This window comes from Pseudoalteromonas sp. SWN29, assembly GCF_015864465.1.
Classification (GTDB): Bacteria; Pseudomonadota; Gammaproteobacteria; order Enterobacterales; family Alteromonadaceae; genus Pseudoalteromonas.
Genome location: NZ_JADYXE010000004.1, coordinates 100914 through 127193, shown reverse-complemented (window position 1 = coordinate 127193; position 26280 = coordinate 100914). Strand labels below are relative to the sequence as shown.

General features: G+C 39.4%; 22 protein-coding genes. 3 read left to right on the top strand and 19 right to left on the bottom strand.

Going from position 1 to position 26280, the window contains the following annotated elements; all coding sequences use genetic code 11:
* Positions 1–53: 53 nt before the first annotated feature.
* The 7 genes from I6F53_RS02650 to I6F53_RS02620 form a co-directional block, all read right to left on the bottom strand.
* Entirely contained in the window at positions 54–1028 is a 975-nt protein-coding gene (locus tag I6F53_RS02650; RefSeq protein ID WP_166421570.1) for a transposase, read from the bottom strand.
* Positions 1029–1110: 82 nt separating this feature from the next.
* A complete protein-coding gene (locus tag I6F53_RS02645) occupies positions 1111–1281 on the bottom strand; it encodes a hypothetical protein (protein ID WP_197238374.1) in 171 nt (56 codons plus the stop codon).
* A 216-nt stretch (positions 1282–1497) separates the two neighbouring features.
* A complete protein-coding gene (locus tag I6F53_RS02640; RefSeq protein ID WP_197238373.1) occupies positions 1498–2481 on the bottom strand; it encodes a hypothetical protein in 984 nt (327 codons plus the stop codon).
* Between the two features lie 132 nt (positions 2482–2613).
* Positions 2614–3192 (bottom strand): DJ-1/PfpI family protein, encoded by a 579-nt coding sequence (locus tag I6F53_RS02635; RefSeq protein ID WP_197238372.1) that lies wholly within the window; start codon positions 3190–3192, stop codon positions 2614–2616.
* Positions 3193–3315: 123 nt separating this feature from the next.
* Positions 3316–3576 carry a hypothetical protein gene (locus tag I6F53_RS02630; protein ID WP_197238371.1) on the bottom strand — a complete coding sequence of 87 codons (261 nt, stop codon included), beginning with the start codon at positions 3574–3576 and terminating at the stop codon, positions 3316–3318.
* A gap of 135 nt (positions 3577–3711) precedes the next feature.
* Complete coding sequence (locus I6F53_RS02625; protein ID WP_197238370.1) at positions 3712–4248, bottom strand: hypothetical protein; 537 nt, start codon at positions 4246–4248, stop codon at positions 3712–3714.
* A gap of 114 nt (positions 4249–4362) precedes the next feature.
* On the bottom strand, positions 4363–5151 hold the full coding sequence (locus tag I6F53_RS02620) for a hypothetical protein (RefSeq protein ID WP_197238369.1): 789 nt from the start codon (positions 5149–5151) through the stop codon (positions 4363–4365).
* 246 nt (positions 5152–5397) lie between these two features.
* On the opposite strand from I6F53_RS02620, the gene I6F53_RS02615 reads away from it, so the two are divergent.
* Positions 5398–6360, top strand: coding sequence for an integron integrase (locus tag I6F53_RS02615; RefSeq protein ID WP_197238368.1), 963 nt, complete (start codon positions 5398–5400; stop codon positions 6358–6360).
* Positions 6361–6548: 188 nt separating this feature from the next.
* Here I6F53_RS02615 and I6F53_RS02610 read toward each other — a convergent pair whose 3' ends face one another.
* The 5 genes from I6F53_RS02610 to I6F53_RS02590 form a co-directional block, all read right to left on the bottom strand.
* Positions 6549–8804 carry an acyl-CoA dehydrogenase gene (locus tag I6F53_RS02610; RefSeq protein WP_197238367.1) on the bottom strand — a complete coding sequence of 752 codons (2256 nt, stop codon included), beginning with the start codon at positions 8802–8804 and terminating at the stop codon, positions 6549–6551.
* 349 nt (positions 8805–9153) lie between these two features.
* On the bottom strand, positions 9154–10182 hold the full coding sequence (locus I6F53_RS02605) for a zinc-binding dehydrogenase (RefSeq protein WP_197238366.1): 1029 nt from the start codon (positions 10180–10182) through the stop codon (positions 9154–9156).
* A gap of 10 nt (positions 10183–10192) precedes the next feature.
* Complete coding sequence (locus tag I6F53_RS02600) at positions 10193–11605, bottom strand: TolC family protein (RefSeq protein ID WP_197238365.1); 1413 nt, start codon at positions 11603–11605, stop codon at positions 10193–10195.
* The gene (locus tag I6F53_RS02595) at positions 11598–14750 is read right to left on the bottom strand and encodes an efflux RND transporter permease subunit (protein WP_197238364.1); all 3153 of its coding nucleotides are present in this window, start codon (positions 14748–14750) and stop codon (positions 11598–11600) included. The genes I6F53_RS02600 and I6F53_RS02595 overlap by 8 nt, the downstream gene beginning before the upstream one ends.
* Before the next feature lie 9 nt (positions 14751–14759).
* On the bottom strand, positions 14760–15929 hold the full coding sequence (locus I6F53_RS02590) for an efflux RND transporter periplasmic adaptor subunit (RefSeq protein ID WP_197238363.1): 1170 nt from the start codon (positions 15927–15929) through the stop codon (positions 14760–14762).
* Positions 15930–16048: 119 nt separating this feature from the next.
* Between I6F53_RS02590 and I6F53_RS02585 the strand changes: the two genes are divergently transcribed.
* Positions 16049–16987, top strand: a complete 939-nt coding sequence (locus I6F53_RS02585) for a LysR family transcriptional regulator (RefSeq protein ID WP_165729475.1) — start codon at positions 16049–16051, stop codon at positions 16985–16987.
* A 22-nt stretch (positions 16988–17009) separates the two neighbouring features.
* Here the strand turns inward: I6F53_RS02585 and I6F53_RS02580 are convergent, their stop codons facing one another.
* The 7 genes from I6F53_RS02580 to I6F53_RS02550 all read right to left on the bottom strand — a co-directional run bounded on the left by I6F53_RS02580 (position 17010) and on the right by I6F53_RS02550 (position 24888).
* Complete coding sequence (locus I6F53_RS02580) at positions 17010–18047, bottom strand: GGDEF domain-containing protein (protein WP_197238362.1); 1038 nt, start codon at positions 18045–18047, stop codon at positions 17010–17012.
* A gap of 171 nt (positions 18048–18218) precedes the next feature.
* Positions 18219–19190: a GTP 3',8-cyclase MoaA gene (moaA, locus tag I6F53_RS02575; RefSeq protein ID WP_197238361.1), complete on the bottom strand. Its 972-nt coding sequence runs from the start codon at positions 19188–19190 to the stop codon at positions 18219–18221.
* A 140-nt stretch (positions 19191–19330) separates the two neighbouring features.
* Positions 19331–21622 (bottom strand): xanthine dehydrogenase family protein molybdopterin-binding subunit, encoded by a 2292-nt coding sequence (locus I6F53_RS02570; protein ID WP_197238360.1) that lies wholly within the window; start codon positions 21620–21622, stop codon positions 19331–19333.
* A 12-nt stretch (positions 21623–21634) separates the two neighbouring features.
* Positions 21635–22123, bottom strand: a complete 489-nt coding sequence (locus tag I6F53_RS02565) for a (2Fe-2S)-binding protein (protein ID WP_166420059.1) — start codon at positions 22121–22123, stop codon at positions 21635–21637.
* A gap of 171 nt (positions 22124–22294) precedes the next feature.
* Positions 22295–22906 carry a nucleotidyltransferase family protein gene (locus tag I6F53_RS02560; RefSeq protein ID WP_197238359.1) on the bottom strand — a complete coding sequence of 204 codons (612 nt, stop codon included), beginning with the start codon at positions 22904–22906 and terminating at the stop codon, positions 22295–22297.
* Positions 22900–23928 carry an XdhC family protein gene (locus I6F53_RS02555; RefSeq protein ID WP_197238358.1) on the bottom strand — a complete coding sequence of 343 codons (1029 nt, stop codon included), beginning with the start codon at positions 23926–23928 and terminating at the stop codon, positions 22900–22902. The genes I6F53_RS02560 and I6F53_RS02555 overlap by 7 nt, the downstream gene beginning before the upstream one ends.
* 96 nt (positions 23929–24024) lie before the next feature.
* Positions 24025–24888: a DUF6279 family lipoprotein gene (locus I6F53_RS02550; protein ID WP_197238357.1), complete on the bottom strand. Its 864-nt coding sequence runs from the start codon at positions 24886–24888 to the stop codon at positions 24025–24027.
* Positions 24889–25447: 559 nt separating this feature from the next.
* On the opposite strand from I6F53_RS02550, the gene I6F53_RS02545 reads away from it, so the two are divergent.
* Positions 25448–26173 carry a tetratricopeptide repeat protein gene (locus I6F53_RS02545; RefSeq protein WP_197238356.1) on the top strand — a complete coding sequence of 242 codons (726 nt, stop codon included), beginning with the start codon at positions 25448–25450 and terminating at the stop codon, positions 26171–26173.
* The last annotated feature ends 107 nt before the right edge of the window (positions 26174–26280 follow it).

The window sequence follows — 26280 nt, the reverse complement described above, 5'->3', positions numbered from 1 at the left end:
TATGAAAATGGCTACATAATTGCAGTTTTAATTTTTACTGAGTAGTTTAAGTTTTATGCCAGTAGCTTTTCGCAGTTACTGATATTCGCTCGCCGCTTTCGCTTTAAGTTTTCACAATAACCTTCTTGTGAGGCTGGCCTGCCCACTGCACCATGAAATACGCGCGTAAATTGGGTTGTAAGCTTTAACCAGTTTTCTGGAGATATATTCACCCTTTCTAGTAAAGGCAAGTGTGTACTCTCAATATACCCTCGCTTGTCTTCTCGTATACAACGTCCTGTCAATTCAACAAGTTCAAGGTACGATTTAAGCTCAAACGGGAGTCCTTTTGGCATTATTTGACGTGACACGCCTGCAAAGCGAAGTAGTTGTTTTGGTTGTTTGCTATCCTTTGCGCATGTTAAACGCTTTTGTACGCTGGTATGGTCTGACTCTTCTGGTGTGTTAGCCATTTTAGCTCTAATGGGATTTAAATCGACATAGGCCATGCAAGCTGCAAGTGCGGCTTCATCAAGAAGTGCTTGCGATTTGAATCTGCCTTCCCAGAATCTACCCGTGCAGTTATCTTCTTTATTTGCTCTGCGCGCAATGTCTTCATTTAATAACCGCATAAACCAGCTGATACTTGCTAAGCGCTCGCGGTATTGCTTAACCGTTTGATTGAAAAAGATGAGTTCAACTTTACTTAGCTTTTCACCTTGTACATATTTTTGCGTTAACAATGTGCCTTTGCAGAGTTTATGCCAGCGAATAATAATCGCTTTATCATTCAGCCTATTTGCTTTCTTATCATCAACATACAGTACTAAATGGGTATGATTACTCATAACGGCATAAGCACATACATCAATACAAAATACCTTGGCTAATTCAAGCAGTTTGTCTTCAACCCAGCCTCTACGATGCTCGTAAGACTTACCTGTAAAACGGTCTTCGCCACATAAAAATGCACGGCGTACACAACGTGAAATACAGTGGTAGTATTTTGTATCAACCAAACTTACTTGACGCTTTCTTGCGATTGCCATAAGACACCCTGCTTGTTTTTTGCACTAAATAAAGGCTAGTCTTTAACTTCGAAAAGCGCAAAATTTAGAGTGGGTGTCTTGTTTATTTTCTTCTAAAATAATGGGGAAGTGATATTCCTTTTGGCGCAGAGTTCCTATGAAATGTTGTTTTCAAAGGCCATAATTTATCACTCTGCCCACGATAGTAGTATTTTATATTGTTACGAGTCGCTTCAGAAATCCATTTTTTATAACTTTCCCAGTTTTCTTTCATTATTTATATCAACTTGGTAAATATTAGGTAAAAGAGAGGTATAACGCCTTACTAAGCGGCACGAAATTGTTGGCTAAAATTGCGAGGAACGAAGCTAGTCAACTGTTTAGCGTCCGTTTAAGTAACTTGTTATACGGCGGTTATTCCATTACACCTTTTGCCTGCACAAAAAATAACTATGTTAACTCAAAAATGAATATATATGAGTGATAAGGTTTACCTAACCTCGTATTTCAGTAAAACTTCATTATCAAGAACGACATTTGTAGACCAAATAAATTTTGCACCAGCTCCACTAAATTTTTCAATAAAATTCATATATGCCTTTTTATTATTTACTCCAATATCATCTTCCGAGTATAACGTTGCTTGAGGCCAATGTGTTGAATCAAAACCTTGTTCCATCCAGTTATTTGGGACTTCCCAATGAGCGGCATAAGCATTTTGACCGTGGTCAGTTCCTTCAGTCGTACAAGCCTCAGATAAACGATTCCCTTCAATCTCATTTAGACAAGTAAGATCATAAATTGGGGCAGTATAGAATGTTTGAGCTTGCCATTCTGAACTAGTGACTGTTCCATCACTAAAACTAGCAATAAAGCCTCCATCACCAGGATGATAAACTTTTCCACGGTTGTCTTCTGTACCCAAGCCTAAATTTTCTTCCCAATCAATAACCTTTACCGCAATCGTGTAAGGTTTCTTAACCTTAAATTTCACGATATTAGAATTAAATGGTGTAAATGGCACAGCGTCTACAGCAATGAGATTGCCATTGATATAAAGCTCAAAATAATTATCGGCAAAAATATAACCTGTAATTTCTTCGCCGTCTGGATCGACAACGACGACAGGTACTGAGGTTTCATCAACATCAGCAATATTTTTTGGGGTGATGTTTGAACACTCTTCGTATAGGTCGACAGCCTTTGGTCCAATAGCAAAGTTATTTTCGGCTGGAACAATCCAAACCTTTCCTTCTGAGTCTGTTATTTCTCCTATACTAGCAACCCGGCTGCGCCCGTTTTCACACTTAAAAATATTCGACTCTACTGTTTTTGCAATGCCTTGAGTAATACTTGCAGAGCCATTGTAATCATTGATTTTACTACTAGAGGGTACCTCAGATGATGGTGAGCATCCTGTAGTCAGTAAGATGACCGCTGAAAGGGTTAAAGCTTGATTTTTTAAGATGCACATTAAGTAGTTCTCCTTTATTGGACGAGCTGTATAACGCCCGCATAAGCTGCGGAGCATGTTGGACGCTTTTTTGCGTCATTTTCTTTTAAGCAAAAAATCAGACAATCTGAGACGTCAGATTTGATGCGCTTGTTATGTGTTTTTTTGCCAATCGTATTCCATTTGTTTTGCTGTTTCTGTCGCTAAACCTAAGTTTGCAAGTTCTGATACCAAATGTAGGCTCATATCAATTCCAGCTGATATACCACCGGAAGTTATATATTTACCTTGCGAGACCCAACGTCGATTATTAACCACATTCAGTTTCGGATAGGCTGATTTAAGGTCTGAAAGGTCCTCCCAATGTGTCGTAACAGTCAACCCATCTAACAACTTTGCTTCAGCTAAAATGAAAGCTCCTGTACAAACTGATGCGACTTTCATAGACCTGTCTGCAACTTTTGAAACCCAAGATATTACATTGGATTTTTTAAGTTCTTCTGTATGTATGCCGCCAACTACAATAAGCACATCAATATCAGGATGATCTTCAAAAGAAAAGTGTGAATTAATTGGATAACCACCACGGGCTTGTGTAAGTCCATGCTTCTCTGAAACTAAAAACACATTCCAATTTTTATTTCCCAAACGATTTGCGGTACTTAAAACCTCAAATGGTCCAGAGAAGTCAAGAACTTCAGCATTTTCATATATATATATTCCAACATTCATACCTTGCACACCTCATGACACATAACGCCTTGCTAAGAGGCAAAATATAGTTGGTTAAAATAAGCGAGGCACGAGCAAAAAACCAACTGTATTTTGTCCTGCTTGAGCAACTTGTTAGGCATTTTAGTGATAAGGATGCCAATGCTTTGGTGACTTACCTTTAATGGCAACATAAGAAAATGGCCAAAAAAGTACACCCATTAATAATACATTTATAGATGTTTTTACATACTCATCGAGCGTAAGAGACTCCAAAACTAAATCATGTAATGAATCAGAGAATACAATTAATGCTAAAATAGATAATGGTATTGAAAGAAGTCTAATGACTATATTTATTTTGACGTCCGATTTTAAAACAGAATTAAACGAAAAACGATCCATGTGAATCACACTCCTATGTGGTAAATGCCTAACGCCCAATTAACAGGCAAAAAATGGTTGGCTAAAATAAGTGAACGGAGTGAACAAAAAGCCAACTGTTTTTTGTCCTTGTTTAATTTCTTGTTATGTTACTGATTACGCTGAACTAACTTTATACTCTTTAGCTTTTTCATTAAATGTAAGCTCAATATGTTTAGGATAATTATTTCCAACGCTCTCTAACATTTCTACTAAAATTTTTAGCTGAATATAATACAGTTTTTTCTTTTTAGCCCTATCTGATGCTATGTAAAAGCCAACAAGTGATTTACCTACAGGAACAAATGGTGAAAATATAGAACTATGAATAAATTGATTACAAATATCCCAATAGCTAAGAGATTCTTTTTGACCAGCATATAGATCATAAAGCTCAGGGAATTTATGCTGATTTAATAATGTAATAGGTTTATCGTTGGCAGGATATATAGCTAACTCAACTTTAGTGTTTTTTATAGCATCCGTAACTTTATTTGACTCCATCAATTTTCTCAAGGCAAACAAGCCCAAGAAGACTTCTTTCTCTAAAGTAAACAGGGATCTTTCAGACCACTTTTTTTGATTATACCTTTTCGCCAATTGTGCTGCGATTTTTAAACATTCTTGTTTCCAAGGTACAGAATCTGAAATCAACGACAATCTCCATTAAGTAACATAACGCCCATTTAAGGGGCTGATAATAGTTTGCTAAAATGTGTAGCGAAGCGAAACCGAGCAAACTGTTAGCAGTCCCGCTTTAAATTCTTGTTAGATGAATGTATAAATACCGGCTGCAATACCAACAACTCCAGCTATTAATGTAAAAATCCAGTTATTTGAAATAAACTCACCAAGCGCTTTTATGGAGCCGCCATTCAGCTCCCACCAAGTAGACTTAGTTATTAAACTACCATCAAGTGTACGACCTAGAAAATTACAGAAAACATCTACTTTACGTAAAGTAGATTGGTGAAGTTTTACAAAATCTTTATTTTCAAAAGCGGCAGCTTCGCCAGGGCCATCAAGTAAGTCTTTAGCCGTTATGACGTTCATTTCCATTAACTTAACAATACGAGGATGGGGAGCATAACCATTGGTGTATAAAGCAATTAAAAGTCTAGATAGATCTACTTTTTTTGAATCATCCAATATAAACGGTTCGCCACCGAGAATCTTAAACCTATGTTCAAGAGCTGGGAATCCATAATTAATATCACGCATATTCCAATGAATCCAGTAATGAGAAGAATGGTGTTTCATATAATCATAAAACTCTAGTAGCATTTCTTTCTCAAGCATATCGTAATTCTGTTGAATTTCAGCGAATTCAACATGCTTGAGTTCAGCTATTTTATGAATAGAAAATGATGTTGTTTGCCCACTCTCATAGTTTCTTACAGCAATAGACGTAACTCGTGGTGTTTGTCCTTCAGGGCGGTCATAAAAGCTTTCACATGAGTAGTGAATAACTAAGACATGTTCTTCTTTCGAAGACAGCTCGTTAATTTTTTTACGTGCTTTGTTTCGTCTTTCTAGTTTTTTAATTTCAGATGCCACTAACCTATCCTTGAATTCATCTAACAGCTTATTGAACACCACTTTGGGGGTTTATAACACCCCAAAACGGCGTATATTACATTGCTTAATAATTCCACTAAACAACTTCTATGTAAACAGGTAATTACGTATTTTGTAAAGTTATTGTTGTTAAAATACACCAAAACGACTTTTAATAATGTTATTGGACAAAACACGAACAACTGTCTATATATACAGTACGTTTTTAAAAGTTGAATATCATTTATGAAATCTCTCTTTCTAACCATGATTAAAGACCATATGTATAGCAAACGGTATGCAAAGAGCACTATTGAAGCTTATCTTTTTTGGATAGCTAGCTATATCCGCTTTAATAATATGCAGCACCCAAGCTCTATGGGAGACACTCAAGTAGAATCGTATTTGAACCATTTAGTAAACTCGCAAAACGTAGCGCAAGGCACACAAGCGCAGGCACTAAATGCGCTAAGTTTCCTATATAAAGAAATAATTAAGAGCCCCCTTTCATTATCATTAGACTTTGTAAAAAGTGAACGCCCAAGAAAACTACCCGTTGTGCTTACTCAAACAGAAGTTTCAGCGCTATTTAAACACTGTGTAGCAAAGCATTATTTACCCTGTGGATTACTTTATGGCAGTGGTATGCGATTAATGGAGGTACTGCGTTTACGAGTTCACGATATTGACTTTGACTATAACTGCATTCGAATTTGGGATGGCAAAGGAGGTAAAAATCGTGTTGTAACGCTTGCAGTAGAGCTCATACCGCAATTACGTTCTCAAATACAATTAGTTGATAGTTACCTGCAATTAGATCTGAAAAACCCCTTATATAGCGGCGCTTATATGCCGCATTTGTTACGTAAAAAATATCCAAACCATAATAAGCAGCTGGGATGGCAATATTTATTTTCATCACATAAATTAAGTCTTGATCCCGAGAGTAAGCAATTAAGGCGCCATCATATCGATGAAAAGCAATTACAACGCGCTGTTAAAAAAGCCGCTTTTGATGCACATATTAACAAACACGTTACCCCACATACTTTGCGCCACTCATTTGCTACGCACTTGCTGCAAAGCGGCGCTGATATACGCACAGTACAAACACAACTAGGTCACAGTGACGTCCGTACCACACAAATATATACTCATGTTTTACAACAAGGTGCTAATGGTGTTATTAGCCCTTTTTCAAGATTATAAGCGTCTCTTTTTAATCCTTTACGCATACATATTCGCTTTCAAACCAATACCGTCATCTATTTCCACTTTAAAACACACAAAAAAGCCCCGCTTGTTTTTACACAAGCGGGGCTCCACACTAATACTTTTCAAGAATAAAAGCGCCGATACTGCGGGCGCTTTGCATCATTGAATTTTATTACTTTAACTTACTGATTAACTACGCTTTTAAGTGGATTAATCGGCTGTGCGTTATCGTCTAGTAGGTTCATATCAAAATCGAACTCATCTACACGAATCGCTTTTTCACGTTTGATATTGTAATCAATTAACTGAACGTGTTCAGCTTGCGTGATTACGTTTGCCGCTAGTGCGTTATCAAGTGTGATGTTAAAACGTATACCTGGTTTAATTACTTTAGCACGTAGTGCTTTTTTAACTTTAGCCAGCTCGCCAAGTGATGCCATTTTAGCTTTGTAAGCTTGCTCATTAATATGATGACCATCGCCTACTACTGGTTTAACTAAATGCGTGATTTGCGCTTTAAATGCGGTATCTAGTTGAGCTTGCTTAGCTAGTTCGCGGATTAAGTCATCGCTAATTTTTGGCATTTTAGTTGAGTAGTTCATTGTAATGAAACGAATAAACTTACGAGTACCACTTGCAGGGAAGTTATCTAAAAACTTATGCAATGCTTCTTCAGCGCTTTGTAGTGCAAAACGAGTCGCGTAATGGAAATACGGCGCTGCTTGCTCACGGTCACTACTTGATACTTTTTGCTCGTAGTATTTAATTGATGCCATAGCTGCATATAAGAAGCTCATTACATCGCCTAAACGTGCTGATAGCATTTCTGCTTGCTTTAATTTACCGCCAAGTACAAGTAACGAAAAGTCTGCGTACACTGCAAGTTTTGCAGATAATTTATGTACTGCTTTTTCGTAATCGCGTACTTCTGGTAAATCAGAGTTTGCGCTTGCTGTAAATGGTAAAACACCAAGGCGGAAAGCACGGAAGCTGTTTGCTGTGCTGTAACCAATTGTTTTACGCAAAATACCGTTAAATTCTTTATCTGCGCCTTTGTCTTCACTATGAATAGACTCAACCATAGATTGTAAATATGGGTGACAACGCATAACACCTTGACCAAAGATCATTAGGTTACGTGTAAGAATGTTCGCGCCCTCTACCGTAATGGCAATCGGCTGAGCAACATAACCACTTGCTAATGTATTTTGTGGACCATTTTGAATCGCTTTACCTGCTTGAATATCCATTGCTGAATCAAGCACGTCGCGACCAAGCTCTGTCATGTGGTATTTAGCGATTGCGGTTACTACTGATGGTTTTAAGCCCATGCCTAAGCCTTCAGTTGTAAGTACTCGCATTGCTTCTTGTAGGTATGTTTTACCTGCAATGTCAGCTAGTTTTTCTTGAATACCTTCAAACTGACCAATGGCTAAACCAAACTGTTCACGCACTGCTGCGTATTCAGATGCTGATTTAAATGCAACTTGTGCTGTACTAACACCTAGCGCAGGTAATGAAATACCACGGCCAGCACCTAAACAGCTAACCAGCATTTGCCAACCACGGCCGATGTTTTTCTGACCACCAATAACAAAGTCCATTGGTACAAATACTTTGTTACCGCGTGTAGTACCGTTGTAAAAACGAATACCCATTGGGTCGTGACGATTACCAAGCTCTACGCCTGGGTGCTCTTTTGGAATAAGTGCACAGGTAATACCTAAGCTTTCTTTGCCACCTAATAAACCATCAGGGTCCATTACTTTAAATGCTAAACCAAGTACGGTAGCAATAGGTGCAAGCGTTATGTAGCGCTTGTCCCATGTGATCTCAAGGCCAAGTACTTCTTCGCCGTTATACATGCCTTTAGTAACTGTACCAATGTCTGGAATGCCACCAGCATCAGAACCCGCTTCTGGGCTTGTTAATGCAAAACATGGTATGTCTGTACCATTTGCTAGGCGTGGTAAGTAATGTGCTTGTTGTTCTTGCGTACCAAAGTGAAGTAATAACTCACCTGGGCCTAACGAGTTAGGAACCATGACGGTTACCGCAACTGCTGAGCTTTTAGTCGCAATTGTGCCAACAATAGTAGAGTTTGCATAAGGGCTAAACTCTAAACCACCAAACGACTTAGGAATGATAAGCGAGAAAAAACGCTCTTTTTTCAAAAATTCTAAGATGTCATTTGGTAAATGAATGCCGTTTTGAATTACTGAATCGTCAATCATGCCCAGTAACTCTTTTACTGGACCGTCTAAGAATGCTTGCTCGTCTGCGCTTAATGTAGCAGCAGGTACGTCGCGAAGTGCACTGAAATCAGGCTTACCTTGGTAGATAGAACCTTCAAGCCATACATCACCCGCGTCTAGCGCTTCTTGTTCTGTGATAGAAATACTTGGTAATACTTTTTTTAGTTTTGTACGTAAACTCATGACTGAACTCATCCGACCAGCTAAATAATACCTACATTACGTCATAAAAAATCGTTTAGATCAATTACTCTATTCAATTAATTAACAGTTTTTCCAATTTATTTTCTTTACCTGAACGTAAACTGTTGAAACACAAAGGCTTACAGTTGTACGCTGAAAAAAAGTATTTTAACTAAAATGATGAATAAAACCGCAAAATCTCTAGCGCTGCATTTATTTTCTGATAGGCATAAAAAAACGCAGCAAAAATAGGCTGCGTTTTTATTTAATTTATAGAGGCTACATAAGTAATTAATTTAGCTAAAACTAGCTAAAATCACCTAAACTTAAATCAAATTGTATAAGCGTTTCACTTAGCAACTTTAACAATTTGTTTGCCGGTAAAACCACCCGCAAGTTGTTTATTAAGCGCTTGCGATACTGACTCAGCACTAAAATCTACGGGCGTTATTTCTGGGTGTTTAATGTCGCCACTAACAGCCCCTTCTAGTAACAAATTACCCATAAAGCTCAAACGCTGCTGCGAACATAAACTATTAGCAAGCCATGCACCACCAATCGATACAACACTAATATTGGGCGCTCGGTGATACATTAAGTCTTGATCAAAACAAGGGAGCGGATTTAAGCAGGCAATACGTCCGCAAAAACGCATTAACTCAATATTACGCTGAGTACACTCACCACCAATCGTATCTATAACGGCATCAAAGCCTTGCGGGCCAAGTTCTCTGCGTATTTTTTCGCATAGCTTTTTATCGCTATAATCAAAAACCACATCGGCACCTAGCTGCTTAACAAGCTTGTGATTACGCTTTGATGCCGTGGTAAATACATCTGCACCGCGCTGTTTTGCATATTGAATAGCAAACTGCCCTACCGCTCCAGCTCCGCCTTCAATAAAAATAGTATCGCCTTCACTAATACCTATTTTATCTAAGCTAATAAGTGCTGCCATACCCGCGCATGGAAGTGTTGCTGCAATGGCTGGGTTTAAGTTATTTGGTACAACCGACACTGCAAAGTTAGGTACCTTGGTGTATTCGCTCAAAGCACCTTGCTCACCAATGTTGGCATGCCACATAACGCGCTGGCCAACATTTGGAAACACACCTTTATTAGCTTTAACCACAACACCTACGGCATCTAAGCCTAAAATGTGTGGATACTGCCATTTACAAAAGCCTGTTTTAGCAAATTGACCATCAACTGGATTTAAACCAACGTACTCTACTTTTACAAGCAGCTCGTTATCTGCACAAATAGGAACAGGCAGCTCAGCATCCGCTAAGTCAATTGCTTCATTTGGTTCTGGCAGTACAATAGCGCGCATAGTTTGCGGGATAATGTATTCATGTAAATTTTCAGTATTTGGCATCAATATAACTCTACTTATTAGTGTCGTTTAACGCATAACTCCATTGCCCATTAAATGACTGGTAAGCATTTACTTTGGCAAGCAGTGAAGAAATTGTTGTTTCAACAGCATTTTCTTGTGCTATTAAAACATCCTGGCGCGCATCTAACAACTCAAGGTAAGGAATTTGACCTTCTTCGTACATTGCTTGTGCTTGTAAAAATGCTTTATTAGCAAAGTCATAACGTTCATCGGCAAAGCGTTTTTGCTGTGCTTGATTGACCAACAATTGCAGTGAAAGTTCACTTTCACTTAGTGCAGTTAATACTACTTGTTGATAATCGCTGTACGCAGCTTCACTTAAAAACTGTTGCGCGTCACGCTGCGCTAAAAGCGCAGGATAACTTAAAATAGACCACTGTAACTGCGGCGCTACTTGCCACTGTTGCTGTGTATCACTAAAGCCATTGCTACCTAGGCTAAGTACGCCTGCAAAGCCACTTAAGCTTATGTCTGGCAATAACGCTTTACTTGCCGAGACACTTAAACTGTTTGCTTGGCTAAAGTCATAAAGTGCGCGGCTAATGTCAGGTCTTAATGCAATTGCTTTATTAGGTTCACTTAGTGAAACACTAAACTCTCGCTCTAAAATAACCTGCTCGTTTGTTAATTCAACATTTTGCGCTAAACGACCGGTTAAAACGGCTAAAGTCGATAAGTCGCTAAATTTAGCATATTCAATAGCCGGAATTAATGCTTGCTGCTGTCTTAACTGCGCCATCGTTCTGTTTAAATCAAGTTCGTTTGCAACACCTTCATCAACACGAGCTTGAAGTACGTCAATGCTTTGCTCAAGTGCTTCTATTTGAAGCGTAACAATGTGCTGCTTTTCAACATTACCTTGATAGCTTACAAAGCCTTTAACAACTGACGATACCACTTCAATTTGCAATAAACGTACTTGTTCGGCTTGGCTCATGGCCGATGCACTAGCGGCATCAACCAAGGCTGTAATTCGGCCAAATAAGTCAAGCTGCCAATCAAGCGCTAAATTAGCACTCGATTGACGGCTGTTTGTATCACCTAAACCACTGCGCTGTGCGCCAATTTCAATACCACCTTGCGGTAAGTATCGCGCTTTTTGCTCGCCTAAGCGTGCTAATGCACTCTTAAGCGTTAACTGGCTTGTTTGCAAGTCGTGGTTATTAGCTAAAGCATTGGCAACTAACTGGTCTAACTGACGTGAATCAAGCCCTTTCCACCAATTAGTTTCGTCTGCCCCTGTAAGTTTGCCCGCGATATTTGCGCTCGTCACAAAATCACTAACAACATTCTGCTCGCTAACAGTATCGATTTTACTCGCACATCCTGATAAAAACGCAGCAACTAATACCGCACTGGCAGTTAGACTTGTTTTAAGTCTTTTTTGCACTAATTTAGTCATGGGTATTCTCCTGCGCTTTCTCTTTTTTGTTAGTAACTAACATATAAAATACCGGCGTAAACAATAGGCCAAACACGGTTACACCTATCATGCCTGAGAACACAGCATTACCCATTGCGTGTCGCATTTCGGCGCCCGCACCTGTAGCAAGAACTAACGGTACAACACCTGCTGTAAACGCAATTGAGGTCATTAATATTGGGCGTAGGCGCATACGACAGGCCTCTAGCATTGCCTCTAGGTGCGATAAGCCAGTGTCGTGTCTGTCTTTTGCAAACTCAACCATCAATATCGCATTTTTAGAGGCCAGCGCAACCAGTACTATTAACGCTATTTGGGTGAATATGTTGTTGTCAGAGCCAACAAACCACACACCTAACAAGGCTGAGAAAATAGTCATTGGTACAATTAATATAATTGCCAGTGGTAAACGTAAGCTCTCGTACTGCGCTGCAAGTACCATAAATACAAGTAATACAACTAACGGGAATACATAAACCATGGTGTTACCGGCAAGTACTTGTTGGTACGTTACTTCAGTCCACTCATATTCAATACCTGTTGGTAGTGTGTCTGCGAGTACTTTTTCAATAGCAACTTGTGCTTGATCAGAGCTGTAACCTGGTGCTGGGCTACCATTTAGTTCTGCACTTGGGTAACCGTTGTAATGCATAACACGGTCAGGACCAATTGTTGGTGTAACTGTTAATACAGAGCCTAGTGACACCATATTACCTGAGCGGTTACGTACTTTTAAATTAAGTATTTGATCAGGGTCTAAGCGGTAGTCAGCATCAGCCTGTGCATTTACTTGGTAGGTACGGCCAAACATATTAAAGTCATTTACGTACACAGAGCCTAAGTAAATTTGCAGTGCATCAAATACTTCATCAAGTGGAATACCTTGAATTAGCGCTTGCTCACGGTCAATATCAATATCCATTTGTGGAACTTGGATACGGAAGCTTGAGTACAAGCCCATTAATGCTGGATCTTGCTGCGCTTTACCGATAACAGCTTGCAGACTATTAAATAAGGCTTCAAACCCTTTATTAGCTCTGTCTTCTATTTGCAGTTTAAAACCGCCGGTAGTGCCTAAACCTTGAATTGGCGGCGGCGGAAATACCGCTACAAATGCTTCATCAATGGCAGCAAAGCGTTTATTCAACTCTGCCGCTATCGCCATCGCTGATTGGCTTGGATCGGTACGTTTGTCAAAGCTTTCAAGTGGTGTAAATACAATGCCGCTGTTAGGGCTATTAGTAAAACCGTTCACTGATAAACCAGGAAATGCAACGGTATGTGCAACGCCTGGTACTTCTAATGCAATTTGCTGCATTTGAGAAAGCACATCTTCAGTACGGTCAAGGCTTGATGCATCAGGTAACTGCGCAATCGCCACTAAATACTGTTTATCTTGCTGTGGAATAAAGCCACCCGGTACAGCATCAAATAACTTAATTGTGCCACCAACTAATGCAATGTAAGCCACCATAACAACAACGGTCATACGAATTAGTTTTTGTACCAGTTTTTCGTAACCTTTAGCACCACGATTAAACACGCGGTTAAATGGTTGGAACAACCAACGACCAAACAGTTTATTAAGTAAACGCGTGAACGCATCTGGTTTTGCATCATGCGGTTTTAATAACAATGCAGCAAGCGCAGGCGATAACGTTAATGAGTTAAACGCTGAGATAATAGTCGAAATTGTAATTGTAAGTGCAAATTGCTTATAAAATTGACCTGATAAACCGGTAATAAACGCAGTAGGAATAAATACAGCACTTAGTACTAGCGCAATTGCAATAATAGGGCCTGTTACTTCGCTCATTGCAACGCGGGTTGCTTCAAGTGGCGATAAGCCTTTTTCGATATTACGTTCTACGTTTTCAACAACTACAATCGCATCATCTACAACAATACCTATAGCCAGTACTAAGCCAAACAACGATAAGGTATTAATTGATACGCCTAACCACTGCATTACTGCAAACGTACCAATAAGTGAAATAGGCACGGCTATTAGCGGGATGATTGATGCACGCCACGTTTGTAAAAATACAATAACAACAATAACTACCAGTACAATGGCTTCAAGCAAAGTGGCAATTACCGCTTCAATTGAGCCGCGAACAAATACCGTTGGGTCGTACACAATGTCGTATTCAACACCGGTAGGAAAGTCTTTAGATAAGCGCGCCATTGTTTCGCGTACTTGATCGGAAAGCTCAATAGCGTTAGAACCAGGGCGTTGAAATATTGGCATTGCAAGTGCTGGTTGGTTATCAAGCTCTGCTCGTAGTGAGTAAGTGTCTTGACCTAAATCAACACGGGCTATATCAGATAAACGCGTTAACTGACCTTCATTGCCTACTTTAATAATAACTTGTTCAAATTCTTCAATACTATTTAAACGACCTTTAACGTTTAACAATATTTGAAATTGACTGTCGTTTGAAATTGGTTGCGCGCCTAAGCTACCTGCAGCAACTTGCTGATTTTGCGAGCGAAGTGCTGTTACAACATCTGTTGCTGTTAATTCGCGTGCAGCCAGTGCATCTGGGTTTAGCCATACTCGCATTGAGTATTTGCCAGCACCAAACATGCGAATATCACCTACACCTGGTAAACGTGCAATTTCATCTTTAATGTTTAAATCGGCATAGTTAGATAAGTACGCTGTGTCGTGCGTTTTTTCAGGTGAGTATAAATGCACTACCATGGTTAAATCTGGTGATGACTTTTCAGCCACAACACCTAAACGTTGTACTTCTTCAGGCAAACGCGGAAGTGCACTGTTTACACGGTTTTGTACTTGTACTTGAGCACGATCTAAATCGGTACCTAACGCAAAGGTCACCGTTAATGTCATACGGCCATCACTGGTACCTTGCGAAAACATATATAACATGTTTTCAGTGCCGTTAATTTCTTGCTCCAGCGGTGTTGCCACTGTTTGCGCAATAACGGTCGGGTTAGCACCCGGGTAATTGGCAGTTACAACCACTGTTGGAGGAACTACTTCTGGGTATTCACTTACTGGTAATTGAAATAGTGATATACCACCAGCAATTAAAATAACCAATGACAGCATGGCCGCAAATATTGGACGCTGTATAAAGAAATGCGAAAATTTCATCAATAAACCTTATTGCTTAGCCACAAATTGTGCATTGTCATTTAACAATGTAAATGCCACACCACTTGTATCAATTGTTACTGTTTGCGGAGAGATTGGCATACCTGGGCCTACGCGAGCGGGGCCATTTACAGCAATAACATCACCTTCATTAAGACCCGATGTAACCGCACGTAATGCACCGTAACGCTCACCAGTAGTAATTAGTTTGTATTCAAGTACGTTGTTTTCGCCAACCGTTAATACAAAACGATTTTTTAAATCGGTACCAATTGCACGTTCTGGGATAATAATCGCGTCGCTAATAGAATTTGCAGCCAGCTTTATACGTGCAAACGAGCCTGCTCGTAACTGGTTGCTGTCTTCATTAAATACTGCACGTACACGTAATGTACCTGTTGATGAATTAATTTGGTTATCAATAAAGTTAATGTAACCTTTGTATGCAAAATCGCTTTGACCCACTTTTTGCATTACAACAGTTTGTTGACTCGCAGCAGTAACATCATTAAAAGAGTGATTCCATGTGCGTTCATCAACATCAAAATAAGCGTACATTGCTTGGTTTGAAACAATTGACGTTAATACGCTTTGGCCCGCAAGTATGTTATTACCTTTGGTAATATTTGCGCGAGAAATAATGCCATCAATTGGTGATACAACAGACGTAAATTCTAAATCAAGTTCTGCCGATGTAAGCTGTGCTTGAAGTGCAGAAAGCTGTGCTTCGCGTTGGCGTAGTGTTGAAGTACGCGCTTGTGCTTGCTCAGTAGAGATTGCTTTACGGTCTAATAATCGTACCGCACGTTTGTCTTCACTTTTAGCTTGCTCTAAGGCAGCTTGTGCGCTGTTGATTTGCGCTTTTAAACTAGCAACAACCGCTGCAAATGGGCGAGCATCTAATTGAAATAAAACATCGCCTTCTTTAACCACGTCGCCTTCTTTAAATTCAATGCTATCGATTATTCCCGACACACGCGGCATTAAAGCAACTTCTTGTGGAGACTCTAAACGAGTTGTATATGTGTGCCAGCTTTGTACCGGCTTAACAAGCACCTGTGCTACATCAATTGGTTGAAGTTGCTGTGCAGGTGCTGATTGAGCTGTGCTCTCATCAGCACAACCTGCTAGTGTTAAAGATGCCGCAGTAAGTGCTGCAGCAATTAGATGTTTGTTCATGAAGACGCTCCATTGTTGATTAGCCTCGTATAATACGGATTAAACCCGTGTGTAAAAACCATAGATTTTTAAATTCATTAATGCCAAAATGGCATCAATGAATTAGTTAAGGTGTAATAATGGATACAACAAGTCGACTTTTAATGTTACTTGAAGTGGTTGAGCAAGGCTCTTTTGCAAAAGCTGCAGAATTACGCAACATAGATCGCTCTGTTATATCTAAGCAAATTAGCCGTTTAGAGGATGAGCTAGGCGTTAGGTTACTTAACCGCACAACGCGTTCGTTTTCGCTCACAGCGGCGGGCGCCGAAATGATTAAAAAGGCCGCTGAGCTTAGAGAGTTGCTCGGCGAAACAGTACGCATGGCAGAAAATTACCATTTAGAGCCACGCGGGGTGTTAAAAATCACGTCATCAACATTGATTGGCAGGCGTTATTTGCAACCTGTACTTAATGATTTTCAAAAACGCTTTCCGCAAGTAGAAGTTGAACTGCGCTTAGACGATAGATTAGTAGATATAGTTTCTGAAGGGTTTGATTTAGCATTTCGTGTTGGTGAGCCCAAAGATTCATCCCTTATTGCACGTAAAATAGCGCGTAATCGCTTACTCATTGTTGCAGCACCAGAGTACATAGACACTTATGGTATGCCCAAAACAATGGAAGATTTAGCACAATTGCCAGCAGCAAGCTACGCCAGTAACTCTATTCGGATAGATGCTATAGATTACTACAACAGTAAAGGTGAGCCCTGCGAGCAAAAAATAAAAAGTGTGTTTAGAGCAAACGATGCAGAGTCATTACTGATGAAAACATTATCGGGCACCACTTACTTTGTCGCCCCTGCATTTATTATTGGTGATGAAATATCACAGGGTAAACTAGTGCCTTTATTGACTGATGTGAAACTCATGGAGTTTAGTGCGATGTATGCCGTGTATCCGCATCGAGATTTACCGGTAAGAACTCGGTTATTTTTTGATGCTGTACGCGAACATATAGGAAAAGATAAACCAATTTGGGAAAACGGGATCCCTAACTTCGAGCAAATGTATTAGGTAATGTACTAGGTAAGGCAACTTAAGCAACTACCGCCTCACAATCGTGCTCTTTTTTAAGCTTACAATACACTTTATTACGACCAAATTGTTTTGCTTTGTATAACTGTTTATCCGCTTGGTTTACAAAGCTTTCCAATGAATTAGTACTTTTAAATTTTGCGATCCCAATACTCGTTGTAATATTGATAGCAAGGCCATCAATATCAAAAGTTGTATTTTCAAAACGTGCTCTTATTTGTTCAGCGGCGTCTAGTGCAGCCTCTTCATTTGCAAAAGAGCTAAATAAAGCAAACTCTTCACCGCCAACTCTAAATACGTACCCTCTGCCAAGTGCAACCCTTAGTAAAGTGGCCACTTCGACAAGTACTTGGTCACCCACGCCATGTCCGTGCTCGTCATTTACTTGTTTAAAAAAGTCTAAATCGAGTAAAAATAAATATAACTGTGACTTATCTTGTAGTTCTACTTCAAAGTAGTGGCTCATTGAAAGCCGATTACCTGCACCCGTTAATGGATCAAGTAACGCTAAATTTTTAAGTCGCTTTGAAAAATTCGAACGACTCCCTTCAAAAACATGAGAAATCGCCCAAATACTAAAATAAGCACAAATTAAATTTAGGGATAAGTTAAAGGTTTCAAAGGGTGAAAGAGTATATTTACTCCCTAAAATAAACACTTGGATAGCTAATAAATTTGCAGAGAAAATTACACCATATTGTTTACCTAACAACAGGTAGTACAAAATAGGTAATGCAAACGACCATACAAATACACCGTTACGAGGCGATGCTAACGCTGTAGCTAAAATAACAATAAACGTTACAAGTGCGCACATCACAACCGATTGCCAAAACTGTAGTGGACGGCGTGTAAGTGAAATATAAGTAAATATACAATAAATGGAAAAACAGATTTCGATATAGCCAAGCAGTGGAAAGTTATTTACGGTTAAATTAAGCCCCGCAAATCCAGCTGATAAAAAACCAAAACAAAGACACATCCCTCTCAGGACGTCCTTCCTTAATGATTTAGTGCTATTAAGAGCTGCGATATCCATTCTAATCACTTAACAAAAAATAAAAATTAAGTTTAACGGGAAAATATAATTTAACAAGCTTTGTTGCTCTAAAACCATGTAGATAAACCCTGTTATTACCTTTTTTTAGGATAATGTTATGCATTTTAGGGGCATGTTTGGTATTTTAGCTTCATCAAGCAACCTTAATAACTAGCCACCTAGCATAGATAAATTAGTCGTAATACCTGTATTACCTTGATGTAAAAGATGAGTTGGTTTTTTAGTTTTAATATAACGCGATAGCAATGCCATTAACTCACTATTAGAACTATCATTCATATATTCTCTTAGCGATATCCCCTCTTCAGAGAATAAACATAAATGCAGATTCCCTTTGGCTGTTACTCTTAGCCTATTACAGGTACTACAAAAGTCATTACTGTAAGGCATAATCAAACCAATTCTGCCTTGATAATCAGGATGTGCAAACTCTTGCGCAGGACCCGCTGATGCACTACGCGCAACTTGCTGCCACCCTGTTTGTAATAACTGAGCTTTTAACACCTGACCAGAGACATGGTTAGCATCAAAAAAGGCTTTGTTATCGTTTGTTTGCATCAACTCAATAAAGCGAATAGTAACGGGGCGATGTTTAACCCAATTTAAAAACGTATCAAACTCTTTTGCGTTATATTGCTTCATAAGCACACTGTTTATTTTTACCGAATCAATCCCTGTTTCAAGCGCGGTATCAATACCTTTCATTACTGAGGTAAATTTATCGTGCCCAGTAATAGTGTTAAACATGCGTGGGTCTAAGGTATCAATGCTTACATTAATTGCATTTAAGCCGGCATCTACCCAGTTGTGAATGTTTTTATGAAGAGAAAAGCCATTGGTGGTCATTGCAATTTTTTTGATACCTGCAATATCTTTTGCGGCGCGAATAACATCTATAAAATCTTTACGTAAGGTGGGCTCTCCGCCAGTGATCCTTACTTTTTCAATACCATGGTGAGCAAATGCTTTAAGCGTATTGCTAATTTCATTCACACTTAAAAAACCACGGTCACTCCCGCCTTGATAACCGTCGGGTAAACAATAAACACACTTAAAATTGCATACGTCAGTAATAGACAAACGCAAGTAACTAAACTCTCGCCCTGTTGGGTCGATTAGCATAAACAAACCTTAACTAATATCAATAAGCCATCGCTACCTAAACTGCTTTAGTTATTAATATATAATAATAATTACAAAAATACGTGTAATAGCTAAAGGAACCTTCTAAAACAGGCCCCTTTAACTATTTTAATTATGCTTTACGCATCCAAGCCTTTTTTAACTGCGCTTGGCTTCATTGGTAGATCACGTAAACGCACACCTACAGCATTAAATACGGCATTACCTATGGCTGGTGCAACGCCTATAACCCCAGGCTCACCTAAACCAACAGGAAACTCATCACTTTGTAAAAATTCAATGTCTATATCTGGTACATCTTGCATTCTTAGCGGTAAATAAGTATTAAAGTTAGTAGCCGATACTTGTCCATCTTTATACGTATTTGACTCGTGTAAAGCAAGGCTGCTACCCCATAATAACGACCCTTCAATTTGCGCCAATGCCCCATCAGGATGAACAATTAAGCCTGCATCTACAACAACATAAAGTTTTTTAAGCGTTATTTTACCACTATCACGGTTAACATGAACATGTGCTGCGGTTGCAAGCCAAGCTGGCATTGTGCGCTCTTGCCCCGAACTCACTGAAAAACCAATGCCTTCATCTTTCGCTAATTTAACAGAAGCGACTTTATCAGACACTGTTTTAAGTACATTACGTAAACGTAGCGCTCCACCAACACTCTCAGGTGCTTTACCTGCTTGCTTGCCTTTACCATCTAACATTTCGATTCTAAATTGAACCGGATCTTTGCCTTGCTTATGGGCAATTTCGTCAATAAACGACTCAAGGCTCCATGCAATCCAACCTGGTCCTACTGAGCGTAACCAGCCTGGAGTAAAGGTGCTTTGTGCAACTTCGTTATTAATAGCACGTGCTCGATGACTACTCATGCTATACCAATGATCGGCGCCCGATGCTGAAAACGCATCAAATTTACCTTTACCATCAACACCTGGAGCTAAAAACCCGGGTGCCATTGCTTTGGTAGGCCAACCTGCCGCAAATGCATGTTCCATTCCTGTGAAAGTGCCGTTTTTATCAAACGATGCTGTCATTTTTGCTGCAGATGCAGAGCGAGACTGATCAAATAAACTATCGTCCGCGCGTGTAAATACTAGCTTTACTGGTTTACCTACTGCTTTAGCAGTTAGGGCTGCCGGTACAGTCCAATCACCAAATAGTCGGCGACCAAAGCCACCGCCTAAATAATAAGGGCGAATAATTACTTTCTCTTGGGCGACTTCAAGTGCTTTTGCAATAGCGGGTAACGTAAGAGATTGCCATTGGTTCCCCGTATGAATAATCCAATTACCGTCTTTAAATTCGGCTAACGCATTGAGTGGCTCTAGCTGATAATGACTCGCTGTTGCTGTGGTATACATTGATTCTAACGATTCATTGGCATCGGCTTGGGTTTTCTTTATATCGCCGTCATCAACAAACAAAGTACCGGAGTCGCTTTGCTCGCACAATCGTTTACCTTCATTTTGAATATCAGCTTCAGATATATTTGCCGACTCACCCTTTTTATAACTCACCTTTAAAGCATCTACTGCTTTAATGGCACTTGGGTAGTTGTCCGCAAGAACAACAACCCAGCCTTGCACTGTGTTACTAGGGTCATTTAAAACTTCATAACCTTTGTAGCCTTTAATCGCTTTTGCTGCACTATCGTCAACATTTGTCACCGTACTGCCATAACGGGTTGGCGGTATTACTGGGCGCGCGTACAACATGCCTTCAACTTCTACATCTATCCCATATACTGCGGTGCCATTTGTTTTAGCCGGTATATCGAGCGCTTTAAAGTCTTGTTTAAGACCCGTTAAGTGACGTTTATTAGCTGATTTTAGTGGCAGGTTTGCAACTTCATCACTGGTAAATGTGCGATTAAACTCGCCTTTTTTAACAATGTCAGCGTAACTAACCGATTTATCACCCGATACAATATAACCTTTTTCAGCGTGGCATTTATCCGCAGCCATACCTAGCATTTTCGCGCCTGCGTCTATTAACGCAATTCTGCCCGCAGCACCCGCCTGCGACAGTGGCTTAAAGCTTTGGAACACTGACCACGAACCACCGGTAACCATGTAGCCCCATTTTTCGTGAGTATCTACGTAGGTAATTGATACTTTATCCCAATCACATTCAAGTTCATCAGCTACAATGCGCGCAAGTGCAGTACCGATATGTTGACCCATTTCAGCTTTAGCAATACTTACTTCTACGGCGCCATCGCTGCTCATAGTCCACCAAATAGTCGGTGAAAAAGCCTGTTGTGCAATTGATTCTTTTGCACTGAGCGAACCCGAAAACAACGCAGGGGCGAACGCCATAACTAAGCCCGCACTTGCAGTACCAATCATAAACGAGCGACGGTTTAAATTAACGGTTTCGCTATTTTTTTGAAATAATTTTTTCATTATCGGCTCCAGTTAAGCGTCTTGTGCATTTGGATCAAATATATTTACTACACTTTGTGACTCATCTGCAGCGCGTTGAATAGCAGTTTTAATACGCTTGTAAGCCATACAGCGGCAATAGTTGCCATTCATGTGGCTGACTATTTCTTCATCTGACGGGCTAGGGTTTGCAGCAAGTAATGTAGCAGCTTGCATTATTTGCCCCGATTGACAGTAACCGCACTGTGGTACTTGCTCTTCAATCCACGCTTTTTGAAGTGGGTGTTCGTTATTAAGTCCTTCAATTGTGGTAATGCTTTTACCCGCAATAGCGCCAATTGGTAGCACACATGAGCGAGTTGCTTGCCCATCTAAATGCACCGTACATGCACCACACATTGCAATACCGCAACCAAACTTCGTACCTTTTAATCCAATTTCATCACGAATAACCCATAACAATGGTGTATCTTCACTTGCGTGTGATTCAACCACCTTGCCATTAATTGTAAATGTCACCATAGCTTGCCCCTTGATTAAGCTTTATAACCTCAGTATTAGTTAATACTTTGGCTTTAACCGTTAAAATTGTTGTAACTACTCACTCTAAAAACATCATTTACTGTGTAATACCCATTGTATTCACAGCTAAATACTTTAAACATAATCATAGTTACAACTGATATAATTCAATTACTTTTCGTGTGCTTTTAATTCATGCTTAGCTATAAAATTACTCAGCTGCTGTTGTGTATCTATATCTACACTCGCACTACTTAAATTAATTGTATTGACGACTTCACTGCTGGAACGCAGTAATTGCTGTGCACCCTTATCTGAAGTTAAGCTTGTAAGCTTTGATAAATCAACCGCTGGGAATATAGCGGGTACACCTAAACGCTCGCCATAGTTTGCACACCAGCGCGTGGATTCACGTGTAAAACCTGTAACTAATGCAGCTAGATCCTGCGTTTTAAGCTCAACCTGATCGGCAAGCATAAATAAAATTCCATTATAAGCAGGGTGTTTAGATAGCGCTTGCGAAGCGACAGCAATTGAAACACCTAAGCCGTCATCCCACCGTTTGTTTTCAATAATATATATATTTGAATGCCCGCTGAGTGCTTGTACAACCTCTGCATGCCACTTTCCTGTAACTACATATACGGGTGAATCATCAAGCGCTTGCAGCACTTCAACCGCTCGCTCAATCATTGTTTGCCCTAAGCCCACATCGGCTATTAGCTTACAACCATCAAAACGAGATGATTGACCTGCTGCCAGCACTACTTTTGCAATTAGCACAGCTCTTGACCCCAATTACTTAACGACTGTGCATTTTTATTGCTAAGCACCGCATGTATTTCACTAATGAGCGAAAGCGCTATGCTCTCTGGCGAATCCCCACCTAAATTTAGCCCTACAGGACCAAACACAGGAGCCTTAATTTGTTCACGTTTTGTACTTGCATGCTCTAGTACCTGTTCGCGTCTGTGCTTAGGCCCAAGTAACCCTATATATTTAAAAGCAACATCAGCAAATTGACTGAGCGTAATTGCATCTAGTTCAACACTGTGAGCCATTAAAATAGCCGCATCTACTTTGTTTATTATGCAATATTCTTTTAACTCACTCGGCGTGATGCGCAAAATAGCATCTGCATTTTTAAAATATTGCCTTTTTGCATTTGCAGGGCGTGTGTCCCATACAGTTACACTCCAACCAAGCTGCTTTGCTAGAGCATAAACAGGCACTGCATCAGCGCCTCCACCTACTATTAGTAAATGAGGCGGCGGATAAATAGAGGTTTGCAGGCACGTAGCGCCTTGTAACTCTAGCAACTGCGCTTTGCGGTTCATCGATAAACCATGTGGCTCATCATTTTGCGTAAATACGCCACTACCGGCTGGCAAAATGGGGCTTACTTGTTGAAGGTACCGCCCTGGTTTATTCTCATTAAGTGCTTTAGATACATGATCTAACTGTAAATAGTCATTAGCCTTGTGAATGGGCTGCAGTAAAATGTGTACTATTCCCCCACAACCAATGCCTAGTTGAAATGTTAAATCGTCTTCATCGGTGGCATCATAACTAATGGTTTTACTTGTTAAAGTACTCATTACTTGTTTAGCATGGCGCTGTATGTCAGCTTCTAAACAGCCACCCGAAAGCATCCCTAAGCGCTCGCCTAGGCTAGAAATAAGCATCATAGCGCCTAGTTTTCTGTAGCTAGAGCCTTCTATTTTGTACAAAGTAGCTAAAACCCACTCTTGATTATCTCTTTCGGGATACCACGAGTTTAAGATACTTTTCAAATCTGTAACCATATACTGCCCTTTAAAAGCATTTTTTGCGTTTAAAAAATTAGTCTGAGAAGCTATTTTAAAACTTCTGAATTCAAGACTTAGCGATTCATGCACAATTTAGTTTTCTATTATATCGTTTAAAGTCTCAATTAACTCATCAAATTGATCATTTACGCTTTGGCGTTGCTTTATGCTCAACGTCATATTTAATTCGTACAATAAATTAATGTATAAATTGAGGTTTTCTTCATTTATTTTGAGTAGCTCTTGGCTCATATAAATCTCACGCTCTTTTATTACCGTACTCAATTGATCAATAAATTGGCTTTGCGTTAAGCTTTTATTTTCAAATATTTGTTTAGCAGAATCTAACCTGTTTTGCTTGTACTCTAACCAAAGTGTATTTGAATCTTGATGTTGCTCATTGGCCGTGGTTATTAATGCTTTTTGCCCTTTACTGAGCTTACCCGCCCACTCTTCGTAGTATTCAAATTGTGACTCTAAACGCTCAGTTTTACGCTCATGCGCAGTTTGATCGTTAAACTCTTCTCGCTCTTCATCAATTTGTGATTGAATATTATTTAAAAGTTCATCTCGTTGCTCACCAGATAATGTTGCACCTAGTTCTGCAAGAGGAAGATGTGCGTACTCAAGTAAGTTTTGCCAATGCTTTTTTGCAAAAACGACTTGTTCTTTTAATTGATCGGTTTCGAGTGATTGATTAAAAAGCGTTTTAATATTTTGTATATCTTGCTTATATGCAGGTAACTGAGTGCGTCTATGCCACGTTTGAGTGGTCTTAATTATATCTTTTAGCTGCTCATTTTGTTTTTTATTCAAATCAATATAATCATCAACCCAAAACGATGAAAGCCAACTTAAATTGTTATACGTAAAGGATGCTGAGCAACTACATAAAAACAGCATACTTATAGCGAAGCATGAGCGTATTAGCTTTTTAGTTTTAAGATTATTAAGCATCACTTTCTCCATTTTAAAAATTGTATAGTAAAGATAATAGTCATTTGATAATAATTATCATTTAAGTGTTGACTTGTGCTTTAATCTAATTAATAATCATTCGTACAAACACAGTGTAACGACCTCAGTGCCTACGGAAGAATATTCAGCAAGGATGCTGACACATTAAAAGAAGAGCGTGCCGCTTCGTGTTATTACTTACTCGATTCAAGTTATAACATCAAATATCACATTTACTTGCTACATTGCTCATATTAGTGACGGTTAATATGACCCCAAAAAGCCCTAACGGGCTTTTTTTATTTCTTTAATTTTTCTATAAAATCTGTATCTTACACTTCTAAATTGATGTGCTTGCATTCTACACTCGCTATCTTAAACAGCATCGCCTTGCGTTTATACTAAAGCAGGCGTAAAACATAATAGTAGGCACTCTTAAGCACTTATTTGTCGTTAATTATCAGTATTAAACGCTTGAAACACGCAAATAGTGCAAAAAATTAATAAATTAGCATCTAATTAATACCTATCGTAACTATTACTAATTGGAGACATTGTTATGTCACAGTTTAATTTTAAAGCACTCGTTCTTGCTGGCGCTTTACTTGCCAGCCCTTTTGCTCATGCCACATTAGAAGATGGCATAAGAGCAGCTAACGAAGGTGAATTTGCAGTCGCCCTGAAAGAATTTGAATACCTTGCCGATAAAGGCTTTGCACCAGGGATTTACGAATTAGCCAAATTGTATGAAGGTGGATACGGTGTAACACGCGATTACCGAAAAGCGGCTGCACTTTATCAGCAAGGCGTAAAAAAGAACCACCCGGATTCTATGTTTGCTTTAGCGGTTTTATATGACGAAGGTAAAGGCGTTAAGCTTGATCACCAAATGGCCGTTACCTTATTTGAAAAAGCTGCAAATAAAAACCTACCTGCAGCTCAGTTTAATTTAGGCGTTATGTACTCTAATGGCGTGGGCGTTACACGTGATTACGAAGCTGCACGTAACTGGTACGAAAAAGCGGCGGCTAATAACTACTCTTTAGCACAATTTAACCTGGCACTTATGTATTTTGAAGGCCTAGGTATGCCAAAAGATTTAGAAAAGTCATACATTTGGAACACGATTGCTGAGTACAACGGCAACATGGAAGCGAGCCACAGCCGCAAACTTGATGAGCGTAAAATGCTACCTAAAGAAATTGAAGAAGCTAAAGAAAAAGCCGATGCCATTTATGCAAAAATTCAAGTAGGCACGTATGCCGGTGAAGGTCGCTTATTTTAAGTTTAAGAGTTTAGTTTAAAACTAATCTAAAAAAGGCTGAATTGCATAACGTAATTCAGCCTTTTTAATATATCTTGATTGAGCAAGTTAAAAATCTATTTAACTTT